Annotated in this window: 19 protein-coding genes; all 19 read right to left on the minus strand. The window is 69.6% G+C overall.

The window, feature by feature from the left end:
- Positions 1-102: 102 nt before the first annotated feature.
- Positions 103-5,901, minus strand: a complete 5,799-nt coding sequence (gene pulA / locus B4E97_RS00300) for a pullulanase-type alpha-1,6-glucosidase (RefSeq protein ID WP_286958242.1) — start codon at positions 5,899-5,901, stop codon at positions 103-105.
- Positions 5,902-6,069: 168 nt separating this feature from the next.
- Entirely contained in the window at positions 6,070-6,939 is an 870-nt protein-coding gene (locus B4E97_RS00305; RefSeq protein ID WP_029211844.1) for a tRNA pseudouridine synthase A, read from the minus strand.
- A gap of 172 nt (positions 6,940-7,111) precedes the next feature.
- Positions 7,112-7,702, minus strand: a complete 591-nt coding sequence (gene rplQ / locus B4E97_RS00310; protein ID WP_286958244.1) for a 50S ribosomal protein L17 — start codon at positions 7,700-7,702, stop codon at positions 7,112-7,114.
- A gap of 81 nt (positions 7,703-7,783) precedes the next feature.
- Positions 7,784-8,800, minus strand: a complete 1,017-nt coding sequence (locus tag B4E97_RS00315) for a DNA-directed RNA polymerase subunit alpha (protein ID WP_029211842.1) — start codon at positions 8,798-8,800, stop codon at positions 7,784-7,786.
- Positions 8,801-8,981: 181 nt separating this feature from the next.
- Positions 8,982-9,587: a 30S ribosomal protein S4 gene (gene rpsD, locus B4E97_RS00320; protein WP_019286329.1), complete on the minus strand. Its 606-nt coding sequence runs from the start codon at positions 9,585-9,587 to the stop codon at positions 8,982-8,984.
- 24 nt (positions 9,588-9,611) lie between these two features.
- Positions 9,612-10,016 carry a 30S ribosomal protein S11 gene (gene rpsK / locus B4E97_RS00325; protein ID WP_019286330.1) on the minus strand — a complete coding sequence of 135 codons (405 nt, stop codon included), beginning with the start codon at positions 10,014-10,016 and terminating at the stop codon, positions 9,612-9,614.
- 117 nt (positions 10,017-10,133) lie between these two features.
- Positions 10,134-10,514, minus strand: a complete 381-nt coding sequence (gene rpsM, locus B4E97_RS00330) for a 30S ribosomal protein S13 (RefSeq protein ID WP_037214654.1) — start codon at positions 10,512-10,514, stop codon at positions 10,134-10,136.
- A gap of 256 nt (positions 10,515-10,770) precedes the next feature.
- The gene (gene rpmJ, locus B4E97_RS00335; protein WP_019286332.1) at positions 10,771-10,884 is read right to left on the minus strand and encodes a 50S ribosomal protein L36; all 114 of its coding nucleotides are present in this window, start codon (positions 10,882-10,884) and stop codon (positions 10,771-10,773) included.
- A gap of 96 nt (positions 10,885-10,980) precedes the next feature.
- Positions 10,981-11,202 carry a translation initiation factor IF-1 gene (gene infA / locus B4E97_RS00340; protein WP_006946284.1) on the minus strand — a complete coding sequence of 74 codons (222 nt, stop codon included), beginning with the start codon at positions 11,200-11,202 and terminating at the stop codon, positions 10,981-10,983.
- Positions 11,203-11,462: 260 nt separating this feature from the next.
- Positions 11,463-12,323 carry a type I methionyl aminopeptidase gene (map, locus tag B4E97_RS00345; RefSeq protein WP_019286333.1) on the minus strand — a complete coding sequence of 287 codons (861 nt, stop codon included), beginning with the start codon at positions 12,321-12,323 and terminating at the stop codon, positions 11,463-11,465.
- 9 nt (positions 12,324-12,332) lie between these two features.
- A complete protein-coding gene (locus tag B4E97_RS00350; protein WP_029211839.1) occupies positions 12,333-12,896 on the minus strand; it encodes an adenylate kinase in 564 nt (187 codons plus the stop codon).
- Entirely contained in the window at positions 12,896-14,209 is a 1,314-nt protein-coding gene (secY, locus tag B4E97_RS00355; RefSeq protein WP_239263909.1) for a preprotein translocase subunit SecY, read from the minus strand. Before secY ends, B4E97_RS00350 begins: the two co-directional genes overlap by 1 nt.
- Before the next feature lie 148 nt (positions 14,210-14,357).
- Positions 14,358-14,852, minus strand: coding sequence for a 50S ribosomal protein L15 (gene rplO, locus B4E97_RS00360; RefSeq protein WP_051274125.1), 495 nt, complete (start codon positions 14,850-14,852; stop codon positions 14,358-14,360).
- Positions 14,852-15,034 carry a 50S ribosomal protein L30 gene (rpmD, locus tag B4E97_RS00365; RefSeq protein ID WP_019286337.1) on the minus strand — a complete coding sequence of 61 codons (183 nt, stop codon included), beginning with the start codon at positions 15,032-15,034 and terminating at the stop codon, positions 14,852-14,854. The genes rplO and rpmD overlap by 1 nt, the downstream gene beginning before the upstream one ends.
- Positions 15,034-15,666 carry a 30S ribosomal protein S5 gene (gene rpsE / locus B4E97_RS00370; protein WP_029211836.1) on the minus strand — a complete coding sequence of 211 codons (633 nt, stop codon included), beginning with the start codon at positions 15,664-15,666 and terminating at the stop codon, positions 15,034-15,036. The genes rpmD and rpsE overlap by 1 nt, the downstream gene beginning before the upstream one ends.
- A 40-nt stretch (positions 15,667-15,706) precedes the next feature.
- Positions 15,707-16,084 carry a 50S ribosomal protein L18 gene (rplR, locus tag B4E97_RS00375; RefSeq protein ID WP_019286339.1) on the minus strand — a complete coding sequence of 126 codons (378 nt, stop codon included), beginning with the start codon at positions 16,082-16,084 and terminating at the stop codon, positions 15,707-15,709.
- 3 nt (positions 16,085-16,087) lie between these two features.
- A complete protein-coding gene (gene rplF / locus B4E97_RS00380) occupies positions 16,088-16,627 on the minus strand; it encodes a 50S ribosomal protein L6 (RefSeq protein ID WP_029211835.1) in 540 nt (179 codons plus the stop codon).
- Between the two features lie 24 nt (positions 16,628-16,651).
- Positions 16,652-17,050 (minus strand): 30S ribosomal protein S8, encoded by a 399-nt coding sequence (rpsH, locus tag B4E97_RS00385; protein WP_019286341.1) that lies wholly within the window; start codon positions 17,048-17,050, stop codon positions 16,652-16,654.
- A gap of 120 nt (positions 17,051-17,170) precedes the next feature.
- Positions 17,171-17,356, minus strand: a complete 186-nt coding sequence (locus tag B4E97_RS00390; protein WP_019286342.1) for a type Z 30S ribosomal protein S14 — start codon at positions 17,354-17,356, stop codon at positions 17,171-17,173.

Raw genomic sequence — 17,356 nt, forward strand, 5'->3', positions numbered from 1 at the left:
CCGCGGGCCCGACCCGGAGCGGTGGACCGACCACGCGCGGTGGACCGACCACGCGCGGTGGACCGATCCGACGCGAGGGACGGGATCGGACCCCCGGCCGGGTCAGCGTGCCGGCTGGACGAACACCGCCACGGTGCGCGCCGGAACGGTCGCGACGCCCGTCGCGGCGTCCCAGCGGGACTGCCGGACGACCGCGTCGGCGCCCTGCTGCTGGACGGGCGACAGCGTCATGGCCGCGCGCTTGAGGCCCGGCAGCGGCTGGCTGACCGCCTCGGGGGTGGCGTTGAACACCACGACCACGCCGTCCAGGGCCGGGTCGACGGCCGTGCCGCGGGTGTCGTCGATCCGCATCACGACGACGCCCGGCCGGGCGTCGGTGGTGCCGCTGACCGGATAGCTCAGCTTGGCCTTGATCTGGTCGGCTGTGCCCAGGCGGAACAGCGGGGTGGAGAAGCGCAGGCGCAGCAGGTCCTGGGCCTGCGTCGTCGCGGTCCGCACGTCCGCTGCGGACGGCTTGATCGAGGCGTCGGCCAGCAAGGGGCGCATGAACTCCCACTTGGCCTTGTTGGGGCCTGCGGGAGGCAGGCCGTGGCCGAAGCCGTTGTCCGCCCCCGTCCAGGAGAGGGTGTTGAACCAGTCGCCGCTGTTGTAGCTGTCCCGGTCGAAGCTCTTGCTGCGGAGCAGGTCGGCGCCGGCGTGCCAGAAGCTGGGCGACTGACCGAGAGCCGTCGTCGACAGGGACAGGGTGTTCATCCGGACCCGGTCGGCCATGCTCGTCGAGCGGGGCAGCTTCATGGTCAGTGCGTCCCACAGCGTCTCGTTGTCGTGGGCGTCGACATAGCTGATCGACTCGGCCGGCTGGTCCGCATAGCCGGCCTTGGCACCGTTGTAGTCAACCTGCTCACCAGTGACCGTCGTCCCCCGCGTGGAGCGGAAGCTGAACGACCGCAGCTGACCGGCAAGGCCCAGCTGGAGGAGGTCGGTGTCGTTGGCCAGGTCGGCGGCCCCGCCGGCGACGGGGGTCCCGTTGGGGTCGGTCGCGACTCCGGAGCCGAAGCCCTGGGCGCGGGGGTCGTCGTCGAACGGGCCGCCACCGCGCACGGCGTCGCGGAGCCGGTCGTTGAACGCCCCGATCCCCGTCCCACCGAGCTGCCCCTGCGTGGCCTGGCGGAAGAGCGCGTCGTCGGCGACCTCGCCGAAGTTCCAGCCCTCGCCGTAGACGTAGACGCTCCGGCCGTCGACACCGTCCCGGGCCGGCGTCAGGGCGTCGAGCGCGGACCGCACCTTGACCATCGACTCGCGGCTGTGGTGACCCATGAGGTCGAAGCGGAAGCCGTCGACCTTGTAGTGCCGGGCCCACAGGACGACGGCGTCGACCATGGCCTTCTCTGCCATGGCGTGCTCGGTCGCGATGTTCTGGCAGCACGTGGAGGTGTAGACCGCGCCCTTGGCGTCGAGGCGGTGGTAGTAGCCGGGGACGATGCGGTCAAGGACGGACTTGGGGTCCTGCCCCGAGGCCGGGGTGTGGTTGAACACCTGGTCCAGGACCACCCGCAGGCCTGAGCGGTGCAGCCCCCCGACCATCGTGCGGAACTCCGCCACCCGGGCGCCGCCGTCGGCGCTCGCGTCGCTGGACGCGTAGGACCCCTCGGGCGCCATCCAGTGCAGGGGGTCGTAGCCCCAGTTGTAGCCGTCCTTGTCGGCGACCTTGGTGATGCAGGCCTGCTGGCCCTCGCTCGCGGGCCCCATGGACGCCAGGTCGCATCCCGGTGCCTGCTGGTCGGCGCGCCCCTCGGGGATGGACGCGATGTCGAAGGTCGGGAGCAGGTGCACGGTGTTGAGACCCGCCTTGGCCAGCGAGCGGAGGTGCTTGGTGCCGTCGCCCTCGTCGGCGAACGCGAGGTAGGAACCCCGGTGGGCGGCCGGCACGGAGGCGTCACCGATCGAGAAGTCACGCACGTGCAGCTCGTAGATCGTCGAGTCGACGGACTGCTTCAGGGCCGGCGCCCTGGTGTCCCGCCACAACCGGGGAGCAAGGGCGGGGTCGGCGAGGTCCACCGCCACGGACCGCGCCGAGCCGGGGGTGAGTGCCACCGAGTAGGGGTCGGTGACGACATTGGTCTCGATCGTGCGCGTGGTCGGCGCGTAGACGACGACCTCGTAGGCGTAGCGGGCGTCCTTGAGCCCGGGCCGGGTGGCCGTCCAGGCTCCGTCCTGCCCACGATCCATCCGGGTCCGCGTCGCCGCGCTGACGGGGGCCTCCGCCGCCGCGCCACGGGGCCACGACAGGAGGGTGACCTGCTGCGCCGTGGGCGCCCACACCGCGAACGAGGGGGTGGCGCCGCGGAAGCTCACGCCGTAGGAACGGGCCGTGGCGCGCGGCGCGTACAGCGCGTCGATCACCGGTGCGATCTGCACGCCCGTGGCGTCCTGGAGCCGGCCGAGGTGGTCGTACATGCCCACCGCGACCTGCCCGCGCAGGATCTCGGGGGCCTGGCGGGACGCCGCCCGGTCGAGCCGCAGGGCGTGGTAGCCCTCGAGCTCGGGGTGGGCGGCCAGCACGGCCGCCGGCAGCCCGGCCGGGTCCCGCGTGAGCGAGGCCTGGCCGCCGTCGGGCGAGGTGATCGTCTCCGCGTCCATCGCCAGTCGCGCGCTCGGGGACCAGTGCAGGCGCCACCGCAGGAGCGCGGGGTCGGTGCCCTGTGGCACCGCCGCGGCGGGCCACGCCATCAGGTCCGGAGCGACCCAGACGGCCCGCTGGGTGCCGAGGTCGGGGGCCGAGCCGGCCCGGGACGTCTTCACCGTCGTCATGTGGGTGCCGATCGTGTAGGAGATGGTGACCACCGTGCCGTCCGACGGCACGGTGAGCGGCATGTTGGACCCTCCGGCAGCGCCGCCCGCACCATAGCTCTCGGTCCACGACAGCCCGTGCGCCACCTTGAACTCGTAGGTACCTGCCGGTATCTGGTCGCTGGACCAGGTGTAGGTGCCGTCACCGTCGGGGTCCTGGAGCCACGGCCGCATGCAGTCGGGGGCCCAGTCACCGCCGCAGCCCAGCTTGGCCTGGTAGGAGCCCGGGGCCGTGATGATCGGGCCCTGGGCATCACTGGTGGCGTGGTGCGTGGCGTGATCGTAGTAGAAGGTGACGTTGCCGCCTGGTGCGGTGTAGTCGATGTTGGTCCCGCCCCGGACGCCGCCGGCGCCGTAGTTCTCGTCCCACGCGCGGTTGATCGCCGCCTTGTAGGAGTGCTGGCCCGCCGGGATCGTGGTGAACGTGCGCTTCCAGACCTGGTCCTTGGCGTCCAGCGCGAGCTGCGCCTGGTCGCAGGCCGGCGCCCAGTCCTCGCTGCAGCCCATCTCGGTGTTGTGCGTGCCGGGGACCGAGACCGCCTGGGGCTGGGTCACCGGGCCGACCCCGCCGCCCGGCGTGGGGGCGGTGCCCGGCTCGCCGACGATCCCGTAGGACGAGGACGCCGACACGTTGCCGGTGCCGTCCTTGGCCACCGCGCGGTACTCCAGCAGGGTCCCCTTGGCCAGGCCGCTCACGTCGTGGAAGACCCGGTAGGGGGCGTTGTCGTCGGTGCCGAGGGTCGTCCACGAGGACGTCCCCACCGGGCGGTAGGCGAAGGTGACCTGGGCGAAGGTGTTCTCCGGGATGGCCGCCGAGATCTCCGCGCGACCGCCGACGGTGGCGCCGGCGCCAGGAGAGGTCAGGTAGACCGCGGGCGCGGCCGGCCGGTGGGTCATGGACCCGGTCGAGGACCAGACGCTCACCGACAGCGGGGGCACGGTCGCGGTGACCCGCCCGTCCTTGTCGGACTTGAGGGTCGACCTCGTGCCGTGCACGGGCAGGAAGGGCCGCTGCCTGACGTAGGTCGAGAAGGAGGCGGACGCGGCCTTGGTGCTGTTGTTGACGGCGACGACGTACTCACGACCGGTGGCCCGGTCGATGCGCGAGAAGGCGTAGATGCCGGCCGCGTCCGAGGCGTAGCGGTGGATCTGGGCACCGTCCGCGAGCGCGGGGTTGGCCTGCCGCAGCGCAGACAGCTCGGAGATCGTCCGATAGAGCGGTGCGGACCTGTCGTAGCGATCCCGCGACCCGGGGGCTCCGCCGATGACGGGCTCCTCGGCATACTGCTGGACCTTGGTGGCGAACATGTCCTGGCGCGAGTCCTTGTCGCCCCCGGCCCCCGCGAAGCCCTGCTCGTCGCCGTAGTAGGTGACGGGCTGTCCCCGGGTGAGGTACATGATCTCGTTGGCCAGCCGCGTGCGCTGCAGCAGCTCGCCGCCGGTGTAGCCCGCCTTGGCGAGCATCATGCCGACGCGTCCCATGTCGTGGTTGCCGAGGAAGGTCGGCAGCTGGTAGGCGTTCGAGTCGGCGTCGGTGTAGTAGTCGTCCCCGGCGAACAGGTCGCGCAGGCCGGTCGTGGCCTTGCCCTGGGCGGCAGCCACGGCTGCGCCCTGGAAGCCGAAGTCCAGCGTGGCGGGGAGCTTGCCGGCCGTGGTGTAGGTGGACGTCACCTTGGGGTCGCCGTCGTAGACCTCGCCGAACATGAAGAAGTCCTTGCGGCCGATCGACCGCGCGTGGTCCAGGACCCGTGGTGAGAACCGCTGCCAGAACTCGAGATTGACGTGCTTGACCGTGTCGATGCGGAAGCCGTCGATGCCGAGGTCGACCCACGCGGCGTAGACGTCGCCCATCCCGTCGACCACCTCGGGCCGCTCGGTGAACAGGTCGTCCAGACCCACGAAGTCGCCGTAGGTCGTCGACTCGCCCGCCCAGGTCGAGTCCCCGCGGTTGTGGTACATCGTCGGGTCGTTGAGCCAGGAGGGCACCCGCACCGTCTTGTCCGCCTCGGTGCGGTAGGTCGGGGTGTAGGGGAAGGACGACTGCGCCGACAGGGGCGGGAACTGCTTGTTGACGTAGTCCCGGTCGTCGAACGCCTGGCCCGCGGCCGTCCTGTAGGGGACCGCCGACTTCGGCACGTAGGAGTACTGCTTCTGGGCGTAGTCCAGGACGTCGGCCGTGTGGTTGGTGATGATGTCGAAGTAGACCTTCATCCCCTTGGCGTGCGCTGCGGCGACGAGGGCCTTCATCTCGGCGTTGGTGCCGAGGTGCGGATCGATCTGGGTGAAGTCGGTGACCCAGTAGCCGTGGTAGCCGGCGCTGGCGTCCGCGCCGGTCCCCTGGACCGGGCGGTTCTTGAACGACGGCGTGAGCCAGATCGCGGTCGTCCCGAGGCCCTTGACGTAGTCCAGCCGCTGCTGCAGACCGGCCAGGTCGCCGCCGTGGTAGAAGCCCTTGTCCGACGGGTCGAGCCCGGTCTCGAGCCGCCCCCCGGTGAGCCCTCCCTGGTCGTTGCCGCGATCACCGTTGGCGAACCGGTCGGCCATGACGAAGTAGAAGCGCTCGCGCGTCGTCGGCGGGCGCAGGCTGTCCTGGGCCAGGGCCTTGTCGGCGGTGGTCGCGCCCCCGGCGAGGCCGAGCGGGGCGATCCCGGTGCGGTGCGTGGTGTCGTCGTAGGTCACCTGCAGGCGCGCCGGGCCCTTGAGCACGAGCGGGGCGTTGTCGCCTCCCTTGGTGCCGTCCAGCGCGTAGGACTCCTCCCACGTGCCGTTGATCGCCGTCTTGACCTCGTAGGACCCGGCCGGCACGTCGAAGGTGCGCTGGTAGGTCGAGGTGCCCGGCTCCGCCACGAGACGGGTCTGCTCGCAGGCGGGCTGCCAGTCGTCCGAGCAGCCCAGCTCGGACTGCAGCGATCCGACGAGGGTGACCGTGCGCGTCTGGGCGGCCGCGGCGGCCGCGGCGATGGGGGCCTGCGGCAGGCCGATCGCGGCGAGGGCCAGGGCGGCGAGGGTGGCCAGTGCCGGGCGGGCACTGCGGCGAATCGTGAGAGGCACGATGTCTCCTGGGAATTCATGCACGCAGTGGGGGCCGCGAGCACCTGACGGGCCACGTCGTCGTGGTCCAGTCGCCAGTATGGCGCCCGCCACCGACATACCGCCCCTCGACCCCTGCAAGACTTGCACATCTTGCAGCAACCGCGTCACCGTGCTGCCTGCCGGCGCTCAGTCACCCGGCAGGGATCTGAGGGTCCTGGCCGCCCGCGCCCGTCCGGCGAGCTCCTCGTCCGGTGGGTAGCGGACCTCGTCAAGGCTTAGCCCGTGCGGCGGCATCACGGCGACGCCCGGGTCCCGGCGCGCGCCCACGAGCACGTCGCGCAGCCAGGCACCGTCCCGTCGGCCCTCCCCCACCGGCACGGCGCCGCCGATCAGGGCTCGCACCATGGAGTGGCAGAAGGCATCGGCCCGCACCGTGGCCACGAGCACGCCTTCCTCGTCCCGCACCCAGGAGTACTCCAGCAGGGTCCGGATCGTCGTCGCGCCCTCCCGCTGCTTGCAGAACGCCGCGAAGTCGTGCAACCCGACCAATCCTGCGCACGCCTCTTGCATCCGCTCCAGGTCCAGCGGCCGCCGCACCACCGTGGTGTCGCGCCGACGCAGCGGGTCCAGCCGGGCCGGGTCGTCCAGCAGCCGGTAGCGATAGCGTCGCTCGAGCGCCGAGAACCGAGCGTCGAACCCGTCCGGGGCCACCCGGACGAAGCGGACCACCAGGTCGTCGGGCAGCACCCCGTTGAGCCGGCTCACGGCCGCCTGCACGGGCGCACGGTCCGACCGCCCCGGCAGCCGGGCCAGATCGTCCTCCACCACGTCCAGGTGGCAGACGGCGCCCCGCGCGTGGACCCCGGCGTCCGTGCGCCCGGCCACCGTGAGCCGCGGCGCCAGGTCACTGCGCAGGATCGTGCGCCACGCCGTGGCCAGGGTGTCCTCGACGGTCCTCCGGCCCGGTTGCGCCGCCCAGCCGCTGAAGTCGGTCCCGTCATACGCGAAGTCGACCCGCAGGCGGACCGGGGCCGTCGGCACGAGGGGAGCGTCCATGACCGTCGATCCTAGCCAGGCTGGGACTCTGCTCCGGACCATCGCCGCGGGCGTGCGGCAGACCAGCGAGCCGGGCCGTCCCCCGGACGACCGCACCTCGCGACAGCCGTATGCCGAAGGGCCCGTCGCCCCGGGTGGGGGTGACGGGCCCTGCAGGCGTCAGGCGAAGCGGTCAGGCGTCGCCCTTGGTCTCGGTCTTGCTGTCCGTGGCGGCGTCGGCCGCCTCGGTGGTGGGCTGGTCCTCGACCGGCGCCTCGGGGGCCTCGGCGGCCTCCGTGGTGGCGGTCGGCTCGACCGTCTCGGTCTCGACCGGCTCGGCGGTCTCGACCGGGGCGGCCTTGGCGGAGTCCTTGGACGCGCGCTTGGTCGCCGCCTCGGCCTCCTTGACGGTGGCCTTCTTGGCGACGGGCTCGCGGACGAGCTCGATCACGGCCATGGGGGCGTTGTCACCCTTGCGCGCACCGATCTTGGTGATGCGGGTGTAGCCGCCCTGGCGCTCGGCCATGTCGGGCGCGATCTCCACGAACAGACGGTGCACGACACCCTTGTCACGGACGACCGTGAGCACCCGACGACGAGCGTGCAGGTCGCCGCGCTTGGCGAAGGTGATCATGCGCTCGGCCAGGGGGCGCAGGCGCTTGGCCTTGGCCTCGGTGGTCGTGATCTTGTCGTGCTCGAAGAGCGACGTGGCCAGGTTGGCCAGCATCAGGCGCTCGTGGGCCGGACCGCCGCCGAGACGAGGACCCTTGGTGGGGGTAGGCATGGTTTCTCCTAGATAGTCCGACCGACCGCAGGGGGCGCCGACCGTGGCGCCGTGAGGTCAGTCCTGCTTTCGGTCAGTAGTTCAGTACTGCTCGTCCTCGAGGGCGATGTCGTCCTCGTAGCTGTCGTACGCCTCGGCGATCGCCGACGGGTCGAACCCGGGCGGGCTGTCCTTGAGCTGCAGGCCCATGCCCACGAGCTTGGCCTTGACCTCGTCGATCGACTTCGCACCGAAGTTGCGGATGTCGAGCAGGTCGGCCTCGCTGCGACCCACGAGCTCGCCCACCGTGTGGATGCCCTCGCGCTTGAGGCAGTTGTAGGACCGGACGGTCAGGTCGAGGTCCTCGATCGGCAGGGCCAGGTCGGCGGCGAGCGCGGCGTCCGTCGGGGACGGGCCCATGTCGATGCCCTCGGCCTCGACGTTGAGCTCGCGGGCGAGGCCGAAGAGCTCCACCAGCGTCTTGCCGGCGGAGGCCATCGCGTCGCGCGGAGCCATGGAGTTCTTGGTCTCGACGTCGACCACCAGGCGGTCGAAGTCCGTGCGCTGCTCGACACGCGTCGCCTCGACCTTGTAGGTCACGGCCAGCACCGGGGAGTAGATGGAGTCGACCGGGATGCGACCGATCTCCTGCTCGCCGGACTTGTTCTGCTGCGACGAGACGTAGCCACGCCCACGCTCGACGGTCAGCTCCATCTCGAGCTTGCCGTTCTCGTTGAGCGTCGCGATGTGCAGGTCGGGGTTGTGCACCTCGACGCCCGCGGGCGGGGTGATGTCGGCGGCGGTGACGGCGCCGGGACCCTGCTTGCGGAGGTACATCACGACCGGCTCGTCGTGCTCCGAGGAGACGACCAGACCCTTGATGTTGAGGATGAACTCCGTCACGTCCTCCTTGACACCGGGGACGGTGGAGAACTCGTGGAGGACGCCGTCGATGCGCAGGCTGGTGACGGCGGCACCCGGGATGCTCGACAGCAGCGTGCGCCGCAGCGAGTTGCCGAGGGTGTAGCCGAAGCCCGGCTCGAGGGGCTCGATGGTGAAGCGGGAACGGGCCTCGGAGAGCATCTCCTCCGAGAGCACCGGACGCTGTGCGATCAGCACGGTTTTCTTCCTTCCCATGGACGCCCGCTATATGACGTCTCATGAATCCCCTGGCGGGGCGGCCGCTCACCTCTGTCCGTGAGCCGGCCGGCCGGTCCGTCCGCGGGACGGACCGTGGTCTCAGACGTATGGCGGCGAGCCGGGCCGCAACCCGGCCCACCGCCATGCGTCGTGATGCCGATTACTTCGAGTAGAGCTCCACGATCAGCTGCTCCTCGACGGGGACGTCGATCTGCTCGCGCACGGGCAGCTGGTGGATCAGGATCCGCAGGGAGCCCGGGACGACCTGCATCCACGCCGGGATCGGCCGGTCGCCGAACGTCTGGCGAGCCAGGTCGAACGGGAACGTGTTGACCGACTTGGGGCGGATGTCGATGATGTCGTACTGCGTCACCTGGTAGGACGGGATGTCCACGCGGACGCCGTTGACCGTGAAGTGGCCGTGGGCGACGAGCTGACGAGCCGCACGACGGGTGCGGGCCAGGCCGGCGCGGTAGACCACGTTGTCCAGGCGGGACTCGAGGATCTGGAGGAGGTTCTCGCCGGTCTTGCCGGGACGACGCGAGGCCGTCTCGTAGTAGTTGCGGAACTGCTTCTCCAGGACGCCGTACATGTAACGGGCCTTCTGCTTCTCGCGCAGCTGGAGGAGGTACTCCTTCTCCTGCACGCGACCGCGGCCGTGCATGCCGGGCGGGTAGGGGCGGTTCTCGAAGTTCTTGTCGCCACCGACCAGGTCGGTCTTGAGACGACGGGACTTCTTGCTCATGGGTCCGGTGTAACGAGCCATAAGTCAGCTATCTCCTTCCGTGTCTCAGACGCGACGGCGCTTGGGCGGGCGCACGCCGTTGTGGGGGGTGGGCGTGACGTCGCTGATGGCGCCGACCTCGAGGCCGGTGGCGGTCAGCGAGCGGATCGCCGTCTCGCGGCCCGAGCCCGGGCCCTTGACGAAGACGTCGACCTTGCGCATGCCGTGGTCCATCGCCCGACGGGCAGCGGCCTCGGCGGCCATCTGCGCGGCGAACGGGGTGGACTTGCGGGAGCCCTTGAAGCCGACCTGGCCGGCGGACGCCCACGAGATCACCGCTCCGGTCGGGTCGGTGATCGAGACGATCGTGTTGTTGAACGTGCTCTTGATGTGAGCGTGCCCGTGGGCGACGTTCTTCTTCTCCTTGCGGCGGACCTTCTTCGCCGCAGCCTGACGGCCCTTGGGAGGCATGTGGCTGGTTTCTCCTGTAACTCGGTAAGTGAAGACTGTGCGTGAAGTGGACCGACTGATGTGCCGCGCCGCAAGGGTTCCAATCCCCCGGCTGGGCGTCCGGTTCACATCGGTTGGTTACTTCTTTCCGGCCTTCTTCTTGCCGGCGACCGTGCGCTTCGGGCCCTTGCGGGTGCGAGCGTTGGTCTTGGTGCGCTGACCGCGGACGGGCAGGCCACGACGGTGGCGCAGGCCCTCGTAGGACCCGATCTCCACCTTGCGGCGGATGTCGGACGCGATCTCGCGACGGAGGTCACCCTCGATCTGGTAGCTCTCCTCGAGGTGGTCGCGGAGCTTGACCAGCTCCTCCTCGGTGAGGTCCTTGACACGCGTGTCCGGGTTGACGCCCGTGGCCGCGATGGTCTGCTCGGCGCGGGTGCGACCCACGCCGAAGATGTACGTCAGTGCGACCTCGACGCGCTTGTCGCGCGGCAGGTCGACTCCAACGAGACGAGCCATGTGGTTCATTCTCCTGGTACGAACGGAGGTCTGGCGCAGCACCGTTCCGACATACCTCGCCGTCGTCGCTCGGCACCCTCTAGGTCGGGCGCCTCGCTCGGACGAGGTCTCGGTCCCCGGCCTCCGTGCCGGGGGTGACGTCCAGGACTCGACGGGTCGAGGCCTGAGGCCGGGTGCTGCTGGCAATGCTTCGTGCGCGTTCGGCGGAAGCCTGCGCGTGCGGGTCGGCCCGGCGGATGCCGCGCTGACCGGTGGATCAGCCCTGACGCTGCTTGTGGCGAGCGTTCTCGCAGATCACCATGACCCGGCCGTTGCGGCGGATCACCTTGCACTTGTCGCAGATCTTCTTGACGCTCGGCTGAACCTTCATCTGCCTACTGTCTTCAGATCGGGCCCGGGGCACGGACGTGCACCGGGCAGGGGTGGATCGGGTGGTGCCTACCGACCACCGGACCGGACGAGCCGGTCAGCGGTAGCGGAAGACGATGCGCCCTCGGGTCAGGTCATACGGGCTGAGCTCAACGACGACCCGGTCCTCGGGGAGGATGCGGATGTAGTGCTGACGCATCTTGCCGGAGATGTGAGCGAGCACCTTGTGACCGTTGGTGAGCTCCACCCGGAACATCGCGTTCGGGAGAGCCTCCACGATCGTGCCCTCGATCTCGATGACACCGTCCTTCTTGGCCATGTCCTCCACATTCCGTCGGGGCGTGCGCCGCCTGCCGGGAGCAGGACGGAGAACGCCGTGGCACTGTCTGATCGGGTACTACCGGCGCACGTGGTGACGAGACCTGGACCTGCCATGACCAGCCGCCGGGACAGGTGGGTCTGAGTGCTCGTGAGCCGACGCACCAGCCTACGCCATACCCCCGCACGCAGGGAAATCGGTGCAGGCGCGCTGAATGGGGGCGCTGGATGGGGGCACTGGATGGGGGTGCCTGCGGGCCATCAGGGCTGGTCGAGCGGGCCGTATGCCGCGCCGGCCGCCCTCAGGCGCTCGGCTCCCCCGTCGACCTCCGTGAGGACCCACAGACCCGCGTCGGTGACCGCCACGGAGTTCTCCCAGTGGCTCGCGGCCGACCCGTCGTCGGTGACGACCGTCCACTCGTCGGCGAGCACGTGGTTGTCCGCCGACCCCAGGGTGATCATGGGCTCGATCGCCAGGGTCACCCCGCTGCGCACCGCCGGCCCCCGGTCGCGGACCCGGTAGTTGTAGACCTGCGGGTCCATGTGCATCGCCGTGCCGATCCCGTGCCCGACGTAGTCCTCGACGATCCCGTAGTCGACCCCGTCGCGCTGCCCGGCGGCCTCGATGGAGTCCTCCACCGCGGCCCCCACGTCGTGCAGGCGGCCACCGACGCGCAGGGCGGCGATGCCGGCCCACAGGGAGGCCTCGGTGGCGTCGGACAGGGCGAGCTCGGCGGGCCTGGCCGCCTCGCGCCCCCCCACGAAGAACGTGCGGGCCGCGTCGCCGTGCCACTGGGTGCCGTCCTCGACGACGTAGCAGCCGCAGTCGACCGACACGAGGTCACCGTCGCGCAGCACGCGGTCCCCGGGGATGCCGTGGACGATCTGCTCGCCGACGGAGACGCACAGGGTGTGGCGGTAGCCCGGCACCTCGGCGAAGTTGGGGAACATGCCGTGGTCGCGAATGAAGGTCTCGGCCAGCTCGTCGAGACGACCGGTGGTCATGCCGTCCCGCAGCTCCTCGGAGAGCATCTGCAGGGTGCGGCCGACGACCAGCCCGGCGCGACGCATCGCGCGGATCTGGTCGGCGGTCTTGGTCTGGATCCTGGAACGTCCGAACACGTGGGCGGCTCAGCCCCGCACGGTCTGCAGGAGCCGCGCGGTCACGTCGTCGACGTCGCCCATGCCGTCGACCTCGCGGATCAGGCCGCGCTCGCGGTAGAGATCGATGAGGGGCTGCGTCTCGCGGGTGTAGATCGCCATGCGCTCGCGGATGACCTCCTCGGTGTCGTCCACGCGCCCCTCGACCTCGGCCCGCTTGAGCAGTCGCTGCACCACGGCGTCGGTGTCGACCGTGAGGACGAGCACCGCGTCCAGAGCGCGGCCCATGCGGTCCAGCATCCCGTCGAGTGCCTCGACCTGCCCCACGGTTCGCGGGTAGCCGTCGAGCAGGAAGCCCGGCTCGCAGTCCGGCTCGGAGAGCCGGTCGGCCACGATCGCGTCCGTGATCTCGTCGGGGACGTAGCCGCCGCCGGCGATGATCTCCTTGACCTTGAGACCGAGCTCGGTCTCGTTCTTGATGTTGGCGCGGAAGATGTCGCCCGTCGAGATCGCGGGGATCCCGAGGTCCGCGACGAGTCGTGCGGCCTGGGTGCCCTTGCCGGCACCGGGCGGACCCATGATGATCAGCTGCATTAGCGCAGGAACCCTTCGTAGTGGCGTTGCTGGAGCTGGGACTCGATCTGCTTCACCGTCTCCAGGCCCACACCCACCATGATCAGCAGGGAGGCGCCGCCGAACGGGAAGTCGCTCTGCACGTTCATCGTCGTGAACGCGATGACGGGGATCAGCGACAGCAGCCCGAGGTAGAGCGCGCCCACCGACGTCAGCCTGGTCAGGATGTAGTCGAGGTACTGCGCGGTGGGACGGCCGGCTCTGATGCCGGGGATGAAGCCGCCGTACTTCTTCATGTTGTCGGCGACCTCCTCCGGGTTGAAGGTGATCGACACGTAGAAGAACGTGAAGAACACGATCAGCGTGAAGAAGATCAGGGAGTACCACGGCCCGCTACCCATCCCGAGGTGGGTCTGGATCCACTCGGCCCAGGCGGGCGGGTTGGCGTTGTTGCGCTGGAAGGTCGCCACCATGGTGGGCAGCTGCAGCAGCGACGACGCGAAGATGATCGGGATGACATTGGCCATGTTGATCTTCATCGGGATGTAGGTGCTGGTGCCGCCGTACACCTGGCGGCCGACCATGCGCTTGGCGTACTGCACGGGCACGCGACGCTGGCACTGCTCGACGAAGACGACGATGGCGACGATGACCAGGCCGACGAGCATCACGAGGAAGAAGCGTCCCAGCTGGCGGCCGTTCGCCGCGACCGAGCCCCACAGGGTGCCGGGGAAGCTGGAGACGATGGAGGTGAAGATCAGCAGCGACATGCCGTTGCCGACGCCGCGGTCGGTGATGAGCTCGCCCATCCACATGACCAGGCCCGTGCCGGCGGTCATGGTGACGACCATGATCAGCAAGGCCGGCAGCGACTCGTCGGGCATGATCGAGGTGCACTGGCCGCCGAACAGCTGGTCGGGGTTGCGGGCGTAGGTCACGTACGTGGCGGACTGCAGGATCGCCAGCCCGATCGTGAGGTAGCGCGTGTACTGCGTCAGCTTGGTCTGCCCCGACTGGCCCTCCTGCTTGAGGGCCTCGAACCGCGGGATGACCACGGTCAGCAGCTGCACGATGATGCTCGCGGTGATGTAGGGCATGATGCCCAGCGCGAAGATCGACAGCTGCAGCAGGGCGCCGCCGCTGAACAGGTTGAGGATGCCGAGGGCGCCGGTGTTGGTCTCGGCACCCTGCAGGCAGGCCTGGACGTCCGTGTAGCTGACACCGGGCGTGGGCACGATCGACCCGACGCGGAACAGCGCCATCACGAACAGGGTGAACAAGATCTTCTTGCGAAGGTCCGGCGTCTTGAACGCACGGGTAAAGGCCGACAGCACAGGTCCTCCTCGGCGACCACGACAACTTACGCAGGGTAGCATCCGCACCCCTGGTGCCCCGCACGCCCAAGGCCCCGGAAGCGACGCTTCCGGGGCCTTGGTGCGGGTGATGTCGGGCGGGACCGGCGGTGCCGGCCTCCCCCGGCGATCAGGCCTGGGTGGTGGAACCGCCCGCGGCCTCGATCTTGTCCTTGGCAGAGCCGGAGAACTTGTCAGCGGTCACGTTGACCTTGACGGTGATCTCGCCCTGGCCGAGCACCTTGACGAGCGAGCCCTTGCGGACCGCGCCCTTCTCCACGAGACCCTCCACGGTGACGTCGCCACCCTCGGGGTACAGCGCCGAGATCTTGTCGAGGTTCACGACCTGGTACTCGGTCTTGAACGGGTTCTTGAAGCCGCGCAGCTTGGGCAGACGCATGTGCAGCGGCGTCTGACCACCCTCGAAGCCCTCGGGCACCTGGTAACGGGCCTTCGTGCCCTTGGTGCCACGACCGGCCGTCTTGCCCTTGGAGCCCTCACCGCGACCCACGCGGGTCTTGGGGGTCTTGGCGCCGGGGGCGGGACGAAGGTGGTGAACCTTCAGGGCGTGCGTGGTGCCGTCGGCAGGGAGCTCCTGCTCGCCGGACTTCTTGGCGGTAGCCATCAGTCAACCTCCTCGACGGTCACGAGGTGCGCCACGGTGCGGACCATGCCCCGGATCTCCGGGCGGTCCTCCTTGACGACGACGTCACCGATGCGCTTGAGACCGAGCGTGCGCAGGGTCTCGCGCTGGTTCTGCTTGCAGCCGACGTGGCCGCGGGTCTGGGTCACCTTGAGTCGAGACATCAGGCACCAGCCCCAGCGGCACGGGCGCGCAGCAGAGCGGCGGGTGCGACGTCCTCGAGGGACTTGCCGCGGCGGGCGGCAACGGCCTCGGGGCGCTCGAGACCCTTGAGGGCCTCGACCGTCGCGTGGACGATGTTGATCGAGTTGTCCGAGCCGAGCGACTTGGACAGCACGTCGTGGATGCCGGCGCACTCGAGCACGGCGCGCACCGGACCACCGGCGATGACACCGGTACCGGGAGCCGCCGGACGCAGGAGCACGACGCCCGCGGCCTTCTCACCCTGGACGGGGTGCGGGATGGTGCCCTGGATGCGGGGGACGCGGAAGAACGCCTTCTTGGCCTCCTCGACGCCCTTCGCGATCGCGGCGGGCACCTCCTTGGCCTTGCCGTAGCCCACGCCCACGGTGCCGTCACCGTCGCCCACCACGACGAGCGCGGTGAAGCTGAAGCGGCGGCCACCCTTGACGACCTTGGCGACGCGGTTGATGGTCACCACGCGCTCGATGTACTGGCTCTTCTCGGCGGAGTCGCGACGGTCGTTGCGCTCGCGACGGTCACGGCGGTCGTTGGTGCGCTCGCCACCGTTCTGGCCGGTGCCGGCGCCGGTTCCGCGGCGCTGAGGTCCTGGCATCAGATGTTCCTCTTTCCTGAAACGTACGTCTGGTGAGCGGTCACAGGTCCAGACCACCCTCGCGGGCGCCGTCGGCGATCGCGGCGATGCGGCCGTGGTACTGGTTGCCGCCACGGTCGAACACGACCGCGGACACCCCGGCCGCCTTGGCGCGCTCGGCCACGAGCTCGCCGACGCGCTTGGCCTTGGCCGTCTTGTCGCCCTCGAAGGAGCGCAGGTCGGCCTCCATCGTGGACGCGCTCGCCAGGGTCTTGCCGACGGAGTCGTCGACGACCTGGACGAACATGTGGCGCGCGGACCGGTTGACCACGAGACGAGGACGCGTCGTGGTGCCGGCGATGCGCTTGCGCAGACGCAGGTGGCGGCGGCCGCGAGCGGCGCTCTTGCCCTTGCCGCGCTTGACGATGAGTCGTGCCATGGCTTACTTACCAGCCTTTCCGACCTTGCGGCGGATCTGCTCGCCCGCGTAGCGGACGCCCTTGCCCTTGTAGGGGTCGGGCTTGCGGAGCTTGCGGATGTTGGCAGCGACCTCGCCGACGAGCTGCTTGTCGATGCCCTTGACCGAGAACTTCGTCGGGGCCTCGACCTGGAAGGTGATGCCCTCCGGCGGCTCGACGACGATCGGGTGCGAGTAGCCGAGGGCGAACTCGAGGTTGCTGCCCCGGGCCATCACGCGGTAACCGGTGCCGAAGATCTCGAGCTTCTTCTCGTAGCCGTTGGTCACGCCCTCGACCATGTTGGCGATGAGCGAACGGGTCAGGCCGTGCAGGGCACGGGACTGGCGCTCGTCGTTGGGACGCTTGACCTCGATCGTGCCGTCCTCGGTCTTCTCGACCGTGATCGGCTCGGCCACGACGTGGCTCAGCTCGGCGTTGTTCTTCTTGACGGTGACGGTCTGACCGTCGATGTTGACCTCCACACCCATAGGCACGGAGACCGGGAGTCGTCCAATTCGGGACATGAGATTCTCCTTTCGCGCCGTGGGTTACCAGACGTAGGCGAGGACTTCCCCACCTACGCCCTTCTGGGCAGCCTGCTTGTCGGTCAGGAGGCCGGTCGACGTGGAGATGATCGCCACGCCGAGGCCGCCGAGGACCTTGGGCAGGTTGGTGGACTTCGCGTAGACGCGCAGACCGGGCTTGGACACCCGGCGCACGCCTGCGATGGACCGCTCGCGGTTGGGGCCGTACTTGAGGTTGATGGTCAGCGTCTGACCCACCTCGGCCTCTTCGATCTTCGAGCCGGCGATGTAGCCCTCGGCCTCGAGGATGTCCGCGATGTTCTTCTTCAGCTTCGAGAACGGCATGGAGACGACGTCGTGGTGCGCCGAGTTGGCGTTCCGGACGCGGGTCAGCATGTCCGCAATCGGGTCAGTCATGGTCATTGGGCTGCTTGCCCTTCCTCACCGCGGTTTCAGTGACGGGGCCTGGCGCCGAGGAATCTCGGTGCCCGGCCGTCGTGCCGACCTGCGATGTAGAGCGGAGTGGAAATTCGAGGTTTGGGTTTACCAGCTGCTCTTGGTGACGCCGGGGAGCTCTCCCGCGTGCGCCATCTCGCGCAGGCAGATCCGGCACAGGCCGAACTTGCGGTACACCGAGTGCGGACGGCCGCAGCGCTGGCAACGCGTGTAGGCGCGCACCTTGAACTTCGGCTTGGCGTTCGCCTTGTTGATCAGAGCGGTCTTGGCCAC

Source organism: Arsenicicoccus sp. UBA7492, from assembly GCF_002479615.1.
Classification (GTDB): Bacteria; Actinomycetota; Actinomycetes; order Actinomycetales; family Dermatophilaceae; genus Arsenicicoccus; species Arsenicicoccus bolidensis.

Coding starts and splice junctions, on each gene's coding strand:
- B4E97_RS00305 (WP_029211844.1), bottom strand. CDS start 6,939: ATGGACGCTCCCCTCGTGCCGACGGCCCCGGTCCGCCTGCGGGTCGAC.
- rplQ (WP_286958244.1), bottom strand. CDS start 7,702: ATGCCTACCCCCACCAAGGGTCCTCGTCTCGGCGGCGGTCCGGCCCAC.
- rpsD (WP_019286329.1), bottom strand. CDS start 9,587: ATGGCTCGTTACACCGGACCCATGAGCAAGAAGTCCCGTCGTCTCAAG.
- rpsK (WP_019286330.1), bottom strand. CDS start 10,016: ATGCCTCCCAAGGGCCGTCAGGCTGCGGCGAAGAAGGTCCGCCGCAAG.
- rpsM (WP_037214654.1), bottom strand. CDS start 10,514: ATGGCTCGTCTCGTTGGAGTCGACCTGCCGCGCGACAAGCGCGTCGAG.
- rpmJ (WP_019286332.1), bottom strand. CDS start 10,884: ATGAAGGTTCAGCCGAGCGTCAAGAAGATCTGCGACAAGTGCAAGGTG.
- infA (WP_006946284.1), bottom strand. CDS start 11,202: ATGGCCAAGAAGGACGGTGTCATCGAGATCGAGGGCACGATCGTGGAG.
- B4E97_RS00350 (WP_029211839.1), bottom strand. CDS start 12,896: ATGCAGCTGATCATCATGGGTCCGCCCGGTGCCGGCAAGGGCACCCAG.
- rplO (WP_051274125.1), bottom strand. CDS start 14,852: ATGGCTACCGCCAAGAAGTCCGGCGAGCAGGAGCTCCCTGCCGACGGC.
- rpmD (WP_019286337.1), bottom strand. CDS start 15,034: ATGTCTCGACTCAAGGTGACCCAGACCCGCGGCCACGTCGGCTGCAAG.
- rpsE (WP_029211836.1), bottom strand. CDS start 15,666: ATGCCAGGACCTCAGCGCCGCGGAACCGGCGCCGGCACCGGCCAGAAC.
- rplR (WP_019286339.1), bottom strand. CDS start 16,084: ATGGCACGACTCATCGTCAAGCGCGGCAAGGGCAAGAGCGCCGCTCGC.
- rplF (WP_029211835.1), bottom strand. CDS start 16,627: ATGTCCCGAATTGGACGACTCCCGGTCTCCGTGCCTATGGGTGTGGAG.
- rpsH (WP_019286341.1), bottom strand. CDS start 17,050: ATGACCATGACTGACCCGATTGCGGACATGCTGACCCGCGTCCGGAAC.